Raw genomic sequence first — 13,783 nt, 5'->3', positions numbered from 1 at the left:
GTTCCCTCGGGGCCGAGATCAGGAACATTCATCCCCACGCCTGAGGGTTTTCTCCGATGCCGCGCCAGCGGACCGACGGCTAATCTCGGCAGTGCATTCGCCAGTGGCACCAGCGCATCGATCTTGCGCATGAGTCCTGGCCAGCGGAGCTCGATCCAGCAGGAGGTTTCTATGTCCGATCTCGTGGCGATCGTGTACCCATCCGAGGCGGAGGCCGAAGACGTGCGTCAACGACTGCTCAGGCTGCAGAAGGAATACCTGATCACAATCAGCGACGCAGTGATTGCCGTGAAGACGGATTCCGGCGGCATCAAGCTCAATCAGCTCGTCAACACGACGGCAATGGGCGCGATGACCGGAAGCTTCTGGGGCCTCCTGATCGGCGTGATATTCCTCAATCCTATTCTCGGTGTCGCGGTCGGCGCGGCATCAGGCGCGCTCGGCGGCGCGCTGTCCGATTTCGGCATCGACGATGCCTTCATGAAGGAATTGTCTGCCTCGCTCCACCCCGGCAACGCAGCCTTGTTCGTCCTGATCAAGAACATGACTGCAGACAAGGTGCTGAAGGAGATCAAGTACGCCGGGGGGACCGTGCTGAAGACGTCCCTGGATGATGCCAAGGAACAGGCCCTGCGCGACGCGCTCGCAAGCGCCGCCGCGGAGCGGCCGGCGGCCTGAACGGCCGCCTTCGGCCGCTCAGCGGCGGCTGCCGACCAGGCGCAGCAGCATCATGAACAGGTTGATGAAGTTGAGATAGAGCGACAGGGCTGAAATCACGGACTTCCGGCCCGCCGACGTTTCATCGTCCCCGCGGTCGTACATCGCCTTGATCCGCTGCGTATCGTAGGCCGTGAGCCCGGCAAAGACGCCGACGCCCACGATCGAGATCAGCCAGTCGAGTCCGGTCGAGCGCAAGAAAAGATTCACCAGGCCGGCGATGATGACGCCGACCAGGCCCATGAACAGGAAGGTGCCGAGCCCGGAGAGGTCACGCCTTGTGGTATAGCCAAAGACGCTGAGCGCCCCGAACGTCGCGGCGGCGATGAAGAAGACGCGCGTGATCGAGGCGCTGGTGTAGATGTGGAACAACGTCGAGAGCGACACGCCGACCAGTGCTGCATAGATGAAGAACAGAAGCCGCGCCGTCGACACCGACAGGGTATTGATGCGCGAGCCGATGAAGAAAACCAGCCCCAGCGGCCCCAGGATGAAGACCAACATCAACGGGCTCTGCAGCAATGCGGGACCGGTGAGCTGATAGGTCAGCCACGCGACGACGGCGGTCACGCCGACGCCGGCAGCCATGTAATTGTAGATGCGCATCATGTAGTCGTGCAGTCCGGCATCCAGCGCGATTGCGCCGCCGCCGGTCGCGCCTGAGGCCGTCAGGTTCTGATCATAGTTTGACATTGCTCGTCTCCTCGCAGAGCTCGCGGACTGAGGCCACGCTAACCTTCGGGCTCAGGGGACGGCATTGGACAATCACCCGAGTGCCGACGGGGAAACCACCCTATGCGCTGCAATTTGCCAGCGTCCGCGCCCCGCCATTACATTTCGGCAATTTGGAACCGTCACTGGCGCATCCTCCTTTTGGAGGGGGCCCCTTACACGTTTGTCACTTGGAAGCCGGCTGCGGTACCGGCCTAATCCAGCCGGTATGCGCTTCTACTTTCATATCGTCGACAAGTACGGTCTCTCTCCCGACGGGACCGGATGCGAACACGCCGATCGGGATGCCGCCGCTCTGCATGCCCGACGCATTGCGGCCGAGCTCGCGAAGGCCGGCGAATTCTTCCGCTCCGGCGTCGTGCTGGTCGCGGCCAGTCGCGAGCCGTCATCCATTCCCGATCAAGGCCCGACTGCCCTCGCTGCAAAGGCCTGAAGGCGAGGCGCGAACGGCCGGCACCGGCCGATTTCCTGCCCTTGCTCCCTACAGAGAATCCCTGATGTGCGGGCCGGGAAGCTGCCTCTAAGGTCTTCGCCAGGGTTGGCCGGCATCCATGCCAGCCTCATCTCGGATTGGAAGGCCGTCTCGTCATGGCTCCGTCGTCGAACGAGGCCGATCAAAAGCTCTCCCGCAGCGCGCTCATCGCGCTTGTGGTCGGGTCGATGGTCGGTTCCGGCATCTTCGCATTGCCCGCCTCGTTCGGCCGATCCACCGGTGCACTCGGGGCCATGATTGCCTGGGTCATTGCAGGCACCGGCATGCTCATGCTGGCCTTCGTGTTCCAGTCGCTGTCGCGCCGCAGACCGGACCTCGATGCCGGCATCTATGCCTATGCCAAGGCAGGATTCGGCGAATACGTCGGCTTTGCTTCGGCGGCCGGCTATTGGATCGGCTGCTGCCTCGCCGACGTCGCCTGTCTCATCCTGATCAAGGCCACGATCGGGCAGTTCTTCGCCGTCTTCGGCGACGGCACGACCGCGACGGCGATCGCGTCGGCATCCTTGTTGCTGTGGGGTGTGCATTGCCTGGTTCTGCGGGGCATCAAGGGAGCGGCCGCGCTCAACACGATTGCGACCTACACCAAGATCATCCCGATTCTGGTGTTCATCGCCGTGGCGGTTGTCGTCATGGCCCCGGAGTTGTTCCGGCAGAATTTCTGGGGAACGGAGCAACCGGGCGTAGCGACGGTTTCCGCGCAGGTCCGCAACACGATGCTGCTCACCGTGTTCGTGTTCGTCGGCATCGAGGGGGCGAGCGTCTATTCCCGCTATGCCAAGGATCGCTCGGACATTGGCATCGCGACTGTCCTTGGCTTTCTAACTGTTCTCTCGCTTCTCGTCCTCGTGACACTGTTGTGCTACGGCGTGATGCCGCGACAGGAGCTCGCGGGCCTTGCAACGCCGTCCATGGCCGGCGTCATGGAGGCGATGGTCGGCCGTTGGGGGATCATCTTCATCAGCGTGGCGCTGCTGATCTCGATCCTCGGCAATTACCTGTCATGGTCGCTGCTCGCGGCCGAGGTGCTGCATTCGGCGGCCGTCAACCGCACCATGCCGTCGTTTCTCGCACGCGTGAACAAGCACCAGGTTCCTGTCGGTGCGCTCTGGCTTACCAATTGCGTCATCCAGGCCTTCCTGCTGGTCACCTGGTTTGCCGAATATGCCTTCACGCTCGCCTTGAAGATGACGAGCTCGATGACGCTGATTCCGTACTTCTTCGTTGCGGCATACGGCTTGAAGCTGGCGTATGGCGGCGAGACCTATCACGGCAGCGGACGCGCCCGCATCCTCGACGGGATCCGATCCGCGGTCGCGACAGTCTACGCCGCCGCCATGATCTTCGCCGGCGGCCCGAAGTTTCTGTTGCTGTCGGCGATCCTGTACGCGCCCGGGACGCTGCTGTTTTTCCTGGCCAAACGCGAACGCAAGGAAGCGGTCTTCAAGCCGTTCGAAGCCGTCATGTTTGCAGCGCTCACGATCGCCGCATGCGCCGGCGTCTACGCGCTGGCCGTCGGAGTCATCGCGATATGAGTCCTTGTCCTTGATCACACGGAGGCGAACATGAACGTCCGGGCTGTGTGCGCCGTCTTGATCTTGGGCGGATTGTCAGCGGCGGCTGTACTTCCGACCCCGTCGCTGGCCCAGTCCACCGAAACCGGCGTAGCCGCGCCAAAGGAGAGCGCCGCGCCAAAGACCGCAACACCCAATACGAATACGAACCCGACAAAGCACCGCTACTGGCGCCACCGCGGCGGAAAGCATCCGCACTTTGGCAGCCGGCGCGTCCGCACCTAGGTAGCCGGCAGGCGATAGTCCACTCCCGCGATGGGACGGATCCATGAGCGATTCCAGGACAGGACCGGAGAGGCTCCGCGACGTCTTTCCACGCGACGGTTCCGCTGACCAGCCGGAGACTAACGCACGGCGCAGCATTCTCGCGACCGGCCTGACCCTGCTCGCCGCATGCGTCTGCCTGTTTCTGGTGTGGCAGACGGTCTCGAGTCTGCTGCTCATCTTCGCAGGAGTATTGTTTGCCGCTTTTCTGGATGCTGCCGCAAGAGCGCTGGCGCCGGTCCTTCCGTTCAATCGCGCCTGGCGGCTGACGCTGGTCCTATTGCTGTTCTCCGCCTTGTCGGGATTTGGGCTTGCATGGGGCGCGGGCAAGCTGCCGGAGCAGACGCGCCTCCTGCTGAAGGTCATGGACAGCCAGCTCGACGTCCTGCAGCAGCATCTCCTGACCTACGGCGTTGACCTGCTTGGTCCGGAATGGGGCCGCGACTTTGCGCAATGGCTGTTATCGGATCAGGGCCGTTTTCTCAGCCATGCTCAGTTCGTGCTCGGCGGAGCATCGAGCCTTCTGACCGGCGCGCTGGTGATCATGTTCCTCGGGATCCTGTTTGCGTTCGATCCGACCGGTCACCGCGAGAGCCTGGTCATGCTGGTGAAGCAGTCCTACCGCGCGCGGACAAGGGACGTGATGGACGAGATGGGCAACGTCATGCGGCTGTGGTTCGTCGGACAGCTGATCCGCATCATCCTCATGACGCTGTGGGTCTGGGTCGCACTCTATCTCATCGGGCTGCCCGGACCTTTCGTGCTCGGATTGCAGGCGGGCCTGTCGAATTTCATTCCTTACCTCGGACCTATCGTGGCCGCGATTCCGATCGCACTCGTCGCGATGCCGCTCGGCAGCCCCCTGTTGATCTGGGCTGTCGCCATCTACACCATCATCCAGTCGGTCGAAGGCTATGTGATCGGCCCGCTGATCCAGCGTCAGGCGGTCGAAATTCCTCCTGCCTGGACGCTGGTCGCGATCGTCCTGCTGGGCGCGCTGTTCGGCGTCCTGGGCATCGCGCTGGCCATGCCGCTGGTCGCGATCGGCCGCGTCGCAATCATCCGATTCTACGTCGAGGACTACCTCGGCGACGACCACGAGCAGACGTTCAACAGCGGTAGATCGTGAGTGGATGGCCCATGAATGAGATCGATGCGCAACGGAACGAGGGCGCGGAGCCGCCCTCGCCTCAATCCGGGATGGCTCGCTTCCTGTGGCAGCAGCTTCCTTATGTCGTCGCGCTGGTGCTCGCCATCGCAGGCGTCGCCTATACCAACGTCTCCCACCAGCCTCTCGTGGGCTACTGGGAATTCCTGGCGCTTGCCATCTGCGTGGTCTGCGTCGTCACCAAATGGCCAGAGATCCAGGGCAAGGAGGCCCAGCTCCGATTGATCTGGACACAGGCGCTGCACTGGGTCGGCGTCCTGGTCACGATGAACATCATGCTGGTGTCGGGCGTCCAGCAGTTGCTTCCGACACCGGCAACCGGCCTGGTCCTGCTGACGTTACTCGCACTCGGCACCTTCCTCGCCGGCGTCAGCCTGCTGTCCCTGCAAATCTCCTTCCTCGGCCTTGCGATGGGCGTGGCCGTCCCGGCGATATCCTGGCTGAAGCAGTCCGTCTTCTTCTTCCTGCTGGGCGCGGTCCTGCTGATCGGCCTCGGCATCACGTTCTGGCTTCGCCAGGACCGCCGGCCCGCGACCTCGGCCGTGAACAACGAGATGGAGGCATGAATGCGAATGATACGGTTTCTCTCCATCGGCGCGTTCGCCTTGGTTTGCGCCGCCTCGCCCGCCAGCGCCGACACATTCCGGGTCGGCAGACTTTTGTGCTTCAGCACGCCGCGCGTGGGGCTGGTTCTCGGATCGGCGCAAGCGCTGCGCTGCGTGTTCTACACGGGAAGACCGCCTCGCCAATACATCTATGAGGGACGCATCAGGCGCGTCGGTCTTGACCTTGGTGTGACCTCGGCAGGCACCTTGTCCTGGGCGGTCTTCGCCAAGAATTCGCGTATCGGCCCCGGTGCCTTGCGAGGTAACTATGTGGGAGCGAGCGGCAATGTCGCATTCGGCCCGAGCCTCGGGGCCAACGTCCTGATTGGCGGCTCGCGCCGGAGTGTCATGTTGCAGCCGCTGTCGATCGAGCGAGCGATCGGGATCAATCTCGCGGCAGGCGTGACCAACTTGACGCTGGGTCCGCGCGGGCGGCGATAGTTCGCAACGATGAACGCGCGCGCGATCGATCGACGCCAGCCGGATCCATGCGAACATTCCCGCCCCGCGGCTCAGGGTTTCGTCGGATGCCGAATTTGCGGGGTCAGAGCTACCTTCCCGAGCGTGCCGATCATTGCGCGGATCAGGAGAATGGCATGACAGTCTATGACAGCCGGTCCGGCATCGAAGCTCTGGGCCCTCCTCCACTGTGGGTCTGCGCTCTCCTTGGCATCGTGATGGTCGCCGCCGGCGTCGCAGCTCTCAGTGACGTGGTATTCGCGACCATCATCAGCGTGAAGCTGATCGGGCTGACGGCGATCGCGGCCGGCGCGTTCGAGATCATCCATGCCTTCTGGACCAAGGGATGGGGCGGCTTCCTGTGGCAGATCCTGCTCGGCGCGCTCTATCTCGCGTTCGGGCTCGTGCTGCTCACCCAGCCGGCTTCGGGCGCCCTGATCCTGACCTACTTCCTCGGCGCGTTGCTGTTCGCATCGGGCGCCATTCGTTGCGTGCTGAGTTTCGCCCATTGGCGACAGAATGGCTGGATGATGCTGATCTCCGGCGTCTTCGCATTGCTCGCCGGCGTGCTCATCCTGTTCGGCTTCCCCACCATCAGCCTGTGGGCCCTTGGATTTCTGCTTGGCGTCGACCTGATTTCGCACGGCCTCGCGTGGCTGCTCTACGCGCTTCAGTCCGTGCGGCGGACTGCGTAACAAAAGAGGAGAAGATGATGGACACGCCCACCCGTCGAGCTTTCCTTGGCCTTGCTCAGAATGCCGTTGCCGCCGCAGCGATCGGCGCCATCGGTATTCGTTTCATTGAGGCTGCGGAAGCGATGCCGATTGCCCACGATCTCGGCCAGGCCGGCGAGCCGTCGGAGTTGCTGACGCAAGCTCAGTGGTGGGGACCGTCACCCGCTCCCGGTTGGGGACCTGGTCCGGGCTGGGGTCGACCACGCTGGCAGGCGGGGTGGTGGGGACGGCCCGCTCCCGCCTGGGGGCCTGCCCCGGGCTGGGGTCGACCGTCGCTAGTCTGGCAAGCGCAGTGGGGACCGCCGCCACGTCCGGGCTGGGGGCGTCCGCCGCCGCGCAGGCGCCGCTGGGTCTGCTGGTGGCATCGCGGTCGTCGTCATTGCGGATGGCGGTGGCGCTAGGAACGCTTCTCGGAGCTCAATCCGCGGGCGGCAGATTTGTCACGAAGGCTGTACAAGCCCGAACCCACGCGATGGAGGCAATCGTGCGCTACACGAATCAATGGCTCCTTGCGGCCGTGCTGGCTCTTCTCGTCGTGGCAACCTGGTTCTGCGTGTCGGTATGGCGAACAACTCCATCAATGCCGCTCTACGGCAACATCATCCTGGGAGGGGCTGCAATTCTGATGCTGGTGGTCGGCTGCGGCCTGATTGCGCTGATGTTCTATAGCCGTCACAAGGGCTATGACGAGCCAGCGCGCAGCAATCGGACGCAGCGGAAGTAACGAGGCGCCGGTGAAGCACTGACCCGGCCGGCTCTAAGCTTGGAGCAAGGAGCGGACAATCAACCTTGCTGGCGTCTCGATCAGGCTGCTAGCGGCAAGTCTCTTGACGATTACCGCCGGCGGGGCGGCCCGGACACAATCTAACCCGGCCGGGCCACCCGCGGTCGGCGTCGTGGAAGCGACCAGGCGGCCGATCACCGAGAGCAGTGAGTTTCTTGGGCGGATCGAGGCGATCAATCGAGTCAACGTCGTCGCTCGCGTGACCGCATTTCTGGAACGGCGCGTGTTCGAGGAGGGCGCCGAGATCAAGACAGGCGATGAGCTCTATCGGCTCGAGCGTGGTCCCTTCGAAGCGGATCTCGCATCGAAACAGGCGCAGGTGGCGCAGCTCCAGGCGACGCTTGAAAATGCCAAATTGACGACCGAGCGCGCCCGGACCCTGCTCGGAGGCCCCGCCGGGCAACAGTCCACCTACGACGCGGCGATCGCGAACCAGCGCAGCCTCGAAGCCCAGGTGCAAGCCGCGCAAGCCCAGGCCCGAGCCTCTCAGATCAACCTCGACTACGCCCTGATCAGCGCGCCGATCGCCGGCAAGATCGGACGCACGGCGGTGACGGAGGGCAACGTCGTCGGTCCAAGCTCGGGCGTGCTGACCACCATTGTCAGCCAGGACCCGATGTATGTCATCTTCCCCGTGTCGGTGCGTCAGGGGCTGGAGCTGCGGGAACGCTACGGGCCGCAAGGCGGCCTGGAGGCCGTGGTCATCAGGCTGCGGCTGCCGACGGCCGCATGTACGGCCAATCCGGCAAGCTGAATTTCGTCGACAACACCATCGCCCAGAACACCGATACGATCATCGTGCGTGGGGATCGGCAATCCGATCCTGCGGGCTCCCTCGGCGGCCGGCGTCACCGTTCACGAGTTGACCGACGGCGAGTTCGCCACCGTCGTGCTGGAGGGCGTCCAGCCGGTCGAGGTGCTGACGATCCCGCGCTCCGCTGTGCTGTCCGATCAGCAGGGCGATTATGTTCTCGCTGTCGGCGCCGCCAACAAGGCCGAGCAGCGCCGCATCCAGCTCGGGCAATCGACCGCAACCATCGCCGCCGTGATCGCCGGACTTGCGGCCGGCGACAAGGTGATCGTCGAGGGCCTGCAGCGGCGCGTCCTGGCCAGACCGTTTCGCCGGGACCGCAAGTCCGCTGATCCTGTCGAGCATGAAGGCCGCCGCAGACGGCACGGCTCCGCAAGCGGATCACGCCGGCTCCGGCAAGACGCGCCCGGCGGACGACAAGCCATGATGTCTGTCGTCTTCATCGATCGTCCGCGACTTGCGATGGTGATCGCCTTCATCATCACCATTGCCGGCGCGCTGGCGCTGATGCAGATCCCGGTGGCGCAATTTCCGGACATCGTGCCGCCACAGGTCACGGTCTCCGGCACCTTCCCCGGCGCATCCGCCGAGGTCGTCGAGAGCAGCGTCGCCCAGCCCTTGGAGGCGCAGATCATCGGCGTCGACCGCGCGCTCTATATGAAATCGACCAGCGCCAATGACGGCAGCTACACACTGACGGTTTCGTTCGCGCTCGGCACCAACCCCGACATCAATACCGTCAATGTCAACAATCGCTGTGCCCCGTGCCTGCCCGTCGACAAGCTCGCGTAAATCTAGAGCGCCGATAATCCCCGCGGCGGCCTGCGGCGCACCGTCTTCGAACGGTCCGCCGCTGCTTTCACTTGAACCAGCCGGGCCACGGCCGGCACACGCCTTGACGACGGCCTACGCCGCGACGTTCGACAGGAACCGATCCACCGACGAACGGAGTTGGGTTGCCTGGCCGGAAAGATCATGCGCCGTCGCAAGAACCATATCGGCCGTCTTGTTGGCGTTGTCGGTCGCCTCCGCCGTTCCGGCGATGCTTCGCGCGACCATGGCGGTGCCTGCGGCCGCCTGTCCGATATTCCTGGATATCTCGCCGGCCGCTGCACTCTGCTGGCTGACCGCAGCTGCGATCCGCCCCGTGAAACCGTCGATGTCGCCGATGATCAGCGCGATGGCGCCGACATTCTCGACCGCCTGCCGGGTTGCCGACTGCACCTCGGTGATCTGGGACGAGATCTCCTCCGTCGCCTTTGCCGTCTGCGTCGCTAGCGCCTTGACTTCCGAGGCGACGACCGCAAAACCCCTGCCCGCCTCTCCGGCGCGTGCGGCTTCGATCGTGGCGTTGAGGGCCAACAGATTGGTTTGGCCGGCGATGGTCCTGATGAAGCCGACCACCTCGTCGATCTGCTGCGCGGCGCTGGCCAGCCTGCCGATCGTCTGGTTGGCGGCTTCCGCCATGCCGGAGGCGCGCTGCACGATCGTGGTGGCATCAGCAAGCTGGGAGGTGATCGCCTGGACGGATTCGCCGAGCTCTGTCGCAGCCGTCGCCACGGTCTGAACGTTTGCCGATGTCTCATGCGCGGTCGACGCCGCCTCGTTCGATTGCGCGCCGGCGACCCGTGAGGTCGAGGCGAGGCTCTGCGCCGTGTCCGTCAACTCGCCGGTCATGCGCGCGGTATGACTCAACACGGTACTGAAGGCGGCACGGAAAGCGTCGATCTCGGCTTCCATGCGTTGCCGGCGATTGGTCTGCTCGGCGCTGCTCTGGTCCTTGGCGGTAATCACGGCAAGATCCTCATCGGCGCGGGTCTTGAGACTTGCCTGCATGACGGCAAGCGACTTGAGAAGACGGCCGAGCTCGTCACTGCGACGGACCATGATCTCGTCTGCGAAATTGCCGGCCGCCACGCGTTCGGCGACCCGCACCGCGGCCGAAATCGGCCGGCTCATCGAGTACGAGAAGGCAAGCGCGATGATCAATCCGATCGCGACGGTGCCGACGGCTATCGACAGCATCGTCGTTCGCGCCGATTCCACGGCTCCCTCGGCCGCCGTGCGATAATCATATCCGTAGGCCGCAACGAGCTCGACGAGATCGTCGATCGACGCCATCAGGCGGTCGCCCTGCTGTGCCAGCACGAAGCTCGTCGGGATCTCCGTCACCCCGCCGGGCGACGGCTTCAGCACCTTGAGCACGGCACCCGACCAGTCCTTGAGCTGGGTCTCGACCTTCTCTCGCGTGGCGGTGACGGTGGCTGAGGCGACGCGCTCGCGCACCACGTTCAGGTCTTCGGTGCTGCCGCGCACCAGCGCTTCGAATTGCGCGACCAGTTCGCTCGAGCTGCCGGCGACCAGGCCACGCTGGAGTGTGAGACGCGCCTCGTGAAGCCCGGCATGGGCGGAACGCGCGTGGTTGATCCCCATCAGCGGGCCGTCATAGAGACGGACGACCATGTCGCCGGAGCTCCCGATCGCGCGGATGCCATAGAAGGCGATACCGCAGGCGAGCAGGACCACGACGGTGAAGGCACCGAAAATCTTGTAGCGTATCGACATTGTCAATCTCCGGTGCCTTGGTAGAGCGTTTTCAAGCGAAGTGGATGCCGGTTCGCGTAAAGAAAACGCGTCAAAACAAGTGTCGACTAATCAGTCACCTTGACCATCATCTTCATGCGCGGATGAATGGCGCAGATCACCTGCACATCGCCCGCTTCCTTGAAGGTGACATCCGTCGAGGTGCCGGGCGCCTGCGATCCCAGATTGAACTCGTTGCCCTTGGTGGCGGACATGATGTTGTGCGGAACGCTGTCGTCATTCAGGAAGGTGACGGCATCACCTTTCTTGATCGAGACGCTCTCGGCGGAGAAAACCCGCCCCTGCTGGTGGATCACCTCGGTGGCGGCATAGGCGCCCACCGAGAAGCCGGCAACGATCACGCAAGTAAACAAAGCGATTGTGCGCATGAAAATATCCTTCGAGTTCAGCGTGGCAGGACCGGAACGGCCGTGGGTTCGAGATCGCTGGTTAGCGTCTTGAGGAATGCGACGAGTTCGGCCTTCTCCTGCGCCGTCAGCCCGAGCGGGCGCATGAGATCGGATCGGCTGGGACGGTCCACGCCGCCATGGTCATAATGATCGATGACAGCTTCGAGCGTGGCGAGCGAGCCGTCATGCATGAAAGGACTGCGACGGTTGATCTCGCGCAGGCCGGGCGTCTTGAACGCGTGCTGCATCTTGATGACTGCGGGAAGATATTCGCCGCGGCCGATATCGCTGCTCGGCAGGCCGATATCCTGAAAGCCCTCATTGGTGAAGTTCCAGCCCTCGTGGCAGGCGGCGCATTGCGCCTTGCCGTTGAACACCGCGAACCCGCGCTTGGCCTGTTCGGAGATGGCCTTTTCGTTACCTTCGATCCAGACGTCGAACGGCGCGCGCTCCGAGACGACCGTGCGCTCATAGGTGGCGATCGCTTGCGCCAGCGTCTTGGCCTTGATGCCCTGCCCGGGAAAGCTCGCCTCGAACATCGGCTTGTATTCGGGAATGCTCGCCAGCCGCGCCATCAGATCGTCGAGCTTCATGTTCATCTCGCCAGGCGACTGGATCGGACCGAGCGCCTGATCTTCCAGCGTCGGAAGCCGTCCGTCCCACATGAAGATTGCGCTCCAGGCGGCGTTGACGATCGTCGGTGAATGGCGGCCGAGCTTGGCCATGCCGTGACCGACACCGACGGCGAGCCCGTCGCCCCAACCGAAACCCGGACTATGGCAGCTGGCGCATGACTGCGCGGAAGTCACCGACAGGCGCGTGTCGAAATAGAGCTTCTTGCCGAGAGCAGCCTTCTCAGGCGTATACGGATTGTCCTTGGGAAATGGGATCGAGGCGGGCCTGCGGTACTGCGCCTTCAGTGCGTCGATACCGCTCGGCGCTTTCTGGGTGATCTCGACCTTGCGGCTTTCGCCGACTACGGCGGCGCCATAACCGATCGTGCTGAAGCCGAGAGCGCCGAGCACCGCCGATGCGACCGTTCCGGCAACAATGCACGAGCGATAGGAGCCGGGCGCCGGCATGCAAATTCCCCCCAAAAGGGTGTCATTTGCGACACCGAAAAATCCGTAGTGAAACGGGTACGCTCAGAAACATGATGAACGTATCGGCAAATCATTAAATAAAAGTGGCGCGGCACTGTCGGTTTTCGGCAATTCCGCAAGCAATAAGTGCAGGAAGAATCGGCAACAACCGGGGAGTTGCGCGGTAAACGACCGAGCGGTCGTGTCGCATTCACTCGAACCAGCCGCGCCGCTTGAACCAGATCAACGGCAGCACGCCGCTGGCGATGATGGCGAGCAGCGACAACGGGTAGCCGAACGTCCAGCTCAGCTCCGGCATGTTCTTGAAGTTCATGCCCCAGATGCCGACCAGGATCGTCGGCGGCACGCCGACCACCGACACGATCGTCAAAATCTTGAACAACTCGCTCTGCTGGATGTTGATGAAGCCGAGCACCGCATCGAGCAGAAGCTGGATCTTGTCAGACAGTCGCGTCTCGTAATCGCTGAGCGAAGCGACATCCTTCGAGACCGCCTCGAGGCGCTTCTTCGACGCCGCCGTGATCCATTCGCTCCCGACATTGTCGGCATAGGATGCAATACGCCCGACGCCGAGCAGGACATCGCGTGCCTTGGCCAGGCGATCGGCCAGCTCGCCGACGTTCTCCAGCGCCTCGCGCATCCTGCGGCTGGAGCGAACCGGTCGCCTGGTGCGAATGAGACCGCCCTTGAAGACGCCGCGCGAGAGTTGGTCGACCTTCGCGCCGAGGTGCTCGAGAGCATCGGCGCCGCGGTCGATCATGGCCTCGAGCAGGCTGGTGAACACGCACATGCCGTTCTCGAGACTGTCGTCGGAACCGACGCGCTTGCTGATCTGGTCGAAGATCGGCAACTCTGCAAAGCGCACCGTCACCAGCACATGCGGGCCGATGACGAACCCGACCGGCGTGATCTCGGCCTCGTTGTCCTCGTTGAGCCGGACCGCTGGTGTGCTCAGATAGAGCGTGCCGTGCTCGAGGATCAGGCGGCTCGACGCCTCGATCTCGCTGAGCGATTCCTCGGACGGAATCCGTATCTTGAGCATTCGCTCGACGAACTGCTTTTCTTCCGCGGTCGCGTTCAGGAGATCGGCCCAGATGATCTCCGAGGGCATTTCGGCGCCGATACCTTGCCAGTCATCGGACGGCCACCTGTGCAGTTTCAGCAATGACCGAACTCCGTTTGCCCTCGCGCCGGCTCGCACGGCATGCGGCCATCCTGCGCCGGGCTAACGCATGAGGGTTCCAATCGTTCAACGTCGGGGATCAACAGAAGCGGCGCTCTCACATGATGCGGGCGGGGCCTTCTCCGATGATGCCATCATGCCAGTGTTTTGCCCGACCAGGCTG

General features: G+C 63.5%; 13 protein-coding genes and 2 pseudogenes. 10 read left to right on the top strand and 5 right to left on the bottom strand.

Annotated features, from left to right (window positions below; all coding sequences use genetic code 11):
* Window positions 1-171 precede the first annotated feature (171 nt).
* Window positions 172-678 (top strand): DUF1269 domain-containing protein, encoded by a 507-nt coding sequence (locus FXB40_RS16270; RefSeq protein WP_148773199.1) that lies wholly within the window; start codon window positions 172-174, stop codon window positions 676-678.
* Window positions 679-696: 18 nt separating this feature from the next.
* On the opposite strand, the gene FXB40_RS16265 is transcribed toward FXB40_RS16270, so the two are convergent.
* Window positions 697-1,410 (bottom strand): Bax inhibitor-1/YccA family protein, encoded by a 714-nt coding sequence (locus tag FXB40_RS16265; protein WP_148773198.1) that lies wholly within the window; start codon window positions 1,408-1,410, stop codon window positions 697-699.
* Window positions 1,411-1,657: 247 nt separating this feature from the next.
* On the opposite strand from FXB40_RS16265, the gene FXB40_RS16260 reads away from it, so the two are divergent.
* The 9 genes and pseudogenes from FXB40_RS16260 to FXB40_RS16215 form a co-directional block, all read left to right on the top strand.
* Window positions 1,658-1,882, top strand: coding sequence for a DUF6894 family protein (locus tag FXB40_RS16260; protein ID WP_148773197.1), 225 nt, complete (start codon window positions 1,658-1,660; stop codon window positions 1,880-1,882).
* Window positions 1,883-2,037: 155 nt separating this feature from the next.
* The gene (locus tag FXB40_RS16255) at window positions 2,038-3,477 is read left to right on the top strand and encodes a basic amino acid/polyamine antiporter (protein WP_148773196.1); all 1,440 of its coding nucleotides are present in this window, start codon (window positions 2,038-2,040) and stop codon (window positions 3,475-3,477) included.
* A gap of 307 nt (window positions 3,478-3,784) precedes the next feature.
* On the top strand, window positions 3,785-4,909 hold the full coding sequence (locus FXB40_RS16245; RefSeq protein ID WP_148773194.1) for an AI-2E family transporter: 1,125 nt from the start codon (window positions 3,785-3,787) through the stop codon (window positions 4,907-4,909).
* An 11-nt stretch (window positions 4,910-4,920) separates the two neighbouring features.
* Window positions 4,921-5,514 carry a hypothetical protein gene (locus FXB40_RS16240; RefSeq protein WP_148773193.1) on the top strand — a complete coding sequence of 198 codons (594 nt, stop codon included), beginning with the start codon at window positions 4,921-4,923 and terminating at the stop codon, window positions 5,512-5,514.
* The gene (locus FXB40_RS16235) at window positions 5,515-5,994 is read left to right on the top strand and encodes a DUF992 domain-containing protein (RefSeq protein WP_148773192.1); all 480 of its coding nucleotides are present in this window, start codon (window positions 5,515-5,517) and stop codon (window positions 5,992-5,994) included. It begins immediately after the preceding gene.
* 155 nt (window positions 5,995-6,149) lie between these two features.
* Window positions 6,150-6,707, top strand: a complete 558-nt coding sequence (locus FXB40_RS16230) for an HdeD family acid-resistance protein (RefSeq protein ID WP_187436920.1) — start codon at window positions 6,150-6,152, stop codon at window positions 6,705-6,707.
* A 523-nt stretch (window positions 6,708-7,230) separates the two neighbouring features.
* Window positions 7,231-7,470 carry a hypothetical protein gene (locus FXB40_RS16225; protein ID WP_246207643.1) on the top strand — a complete coding sequence of 80 codons (240 nt, stop codon included), beginning with the start codon at window positions 7,231-7,233 and terminating at the stop codon, window positions 7,468-7,470.
* A 58-nt stretch (window positions 7,471-7,528) separates the two neighbouring features.
* Window positions 7,529-8,768, top strand: a pseudogene (locus FXB40_RS16220) (efflux RND transporter periplasmic adaptor subunit).
* Window positions 8,765-9,112, top strand: a pseudogene (locus FXB40_RS16215) (efflux RND transporter permease subunit); the annotation flags it as partial. The pseudogenes FXB40_RS16220 and FXB40_RS16215, both read left to right, overlap by 4 nt.
* Before the next feature lie 135 nt (window positions 9,113-9,247).
* On the opposite strand, the gene FXB40_RS16210 reads toward FXB40_RS16215, so the two are convergent.
* The 4 genes from FXB40_RS16210 to FXB40_RS16195 all read right to left on the bottom strand — a co-directional run bounded on the left by FXB40_RS16210 (window position 9,248) and on the right by FXB40_RS16195 (window position 13,602).
* Window positions 9,248-10,906 carry a methyl-accepting chemotaxis protein gene (locus FXB40_RS16210; protein WP_148773190.1) on the bottom strand — a complete coding sequence of 553 codons (1,659 nt, stop codon included), beginning with the start codon at window positions 10,904-10,906 and terminating at the stop codon, window positions 9,248-9,250.
* 86 nt (window positions 10,907-10,992) lie between these two features.
* On the bottom strand, window positions 10,993-11,313 hold the full coding sequence (locus tag FXB40_RS16205; RefSeq protein ID WP_148773189.1) for a cupredoxin domain-containing protein: 321 nt from the start codon (window positions 11,311-11,313) through the stop codon (window positions 10,993-10,995).
* 17 nt (window positions 11,314-11,330) lie between these two features.
* Window positions 11,331-12,416 (bottom strand): cytochrome-c peroxidase, encoded by a 1,086-nt coding sequence (locus FXB40_RS16200; protein ID WP_148773188.1) that lies wholly within the window; start codon window positions 12,414-12,416, stop codon window positions 11,331-11,333.
* 211 nt (window positions 12,417-12,627) lie between these two features.
* Window positions 12,628-13,602 (bottom strand): magnesium transporter CorA family protein, encoded by a 975-nt coding sequence (locus FXB40_RS16195; RefSeq protein ID WP_148773187.1) that lies wholly within the window; start codon window positions 13,600-13,602, stop codon window positions 12,628-12,630.
* Between the last annotated feature and the right edge of the window lie 181 nt (window positions 13,603-13,783).

Source organism: Bradyrhizobium rifense, from assembly GCF_008123425.1.
In the GTDB taxonomy this organism is placed as follows: domain Bacteria; phylum Pseudomonadota; class Alphaproteobacteria; order Rhizobiales; family Xanthobacteraceae; genus Bradyrhizobium; species Bradyrhizobium rifense.
Note: the sequence above shows the minus strand (reverse complement) of the source record. Positions and strands in the feature narration are given on the sequence as shown.

Excerpts from the sequence above, each read along its gene's own strand:
- FXB40_RS16245 (WP_148773194.1), top strand. The coding sequence starts at position 3,785 with ATGAGCGATTCCAGGACAGGACCGGAGAGGCTCCGCGACGTCTTTCCA.
- FXB40_RS16260 (WP_148773197.1), top strand. The coding sequence starts at position 1,658 with ATGCGCTTCTACTTTCATATCGTCGACAAGTACGGTCTCTCTCCCGAC.
- FXB40_RS16200 (WP_148773188.1), bottom strand. The coding sequence starts at position 12,416 with ATGCCGGCGCCCGGCTCCTATCGCTCGTGCATTGTTGCCGGAACGGTC.
- FXB40_RS16230 (WP_187436920.1), top strand. The coding sequence starts at position 6,150 with ATGACAGTCTATGACAGCCGGTCCGGCATCGAAGCTCTGGGCCCTCCT.
- FXB40_RS16235 (WP_148773192.1), top strand. The coding sequence starts at position 5,515 with ATGCGAATGATACGGTTTCTCTCCATCGGCGCGTTCGCCTTGGTTTGC.
- FXB40_RS16255 (WP_148773196.1), top strand. The coding sequence starts at position 2,038 with ATGGCTCCGTCGTCGAACGAGGCCGATCAAAAGCTCTCCCGCAGCGCG.
- FXB40_RS16205 (WP_148773189.1), bottom strand. The coding sequence starts at position 11,313 with ATGCGCACAATCGCTTTGTTTACTTGCGTGATCGTTGCCGGCTTCTCG.
- FXB40_RS16265 (WP_148773198.1), bottom strand. The coding sequence starts at position 1,410 with ATGTCAAACTATGATCAGAACCTGACGGCCTCAGGCGCGACCGGCGGC.
- FXB40_RS16210 (WP_148773190.1), bottom strand. The coding sequence starts at position 10,906 with ATGTCGATACGCTACAAGATTTTCGGTGCCTTCACCGTCGTGGTCCTG.
- FXB40_RS16270 (WP_148773199.1), top strand. The coding sequence starts at position 172 with ATGTCCGATCTCGTGGCGATCGTGTACCCATCCGAGGCGGAGGCCGAA.
- FXB40_RS16240 (WP_148773193.1), top strand. The coding sequence starts at position 4,921 with ATGAATGAGATCGATGCGCAACGGAACGAGGGCGCGGAGCCGCCCTCG.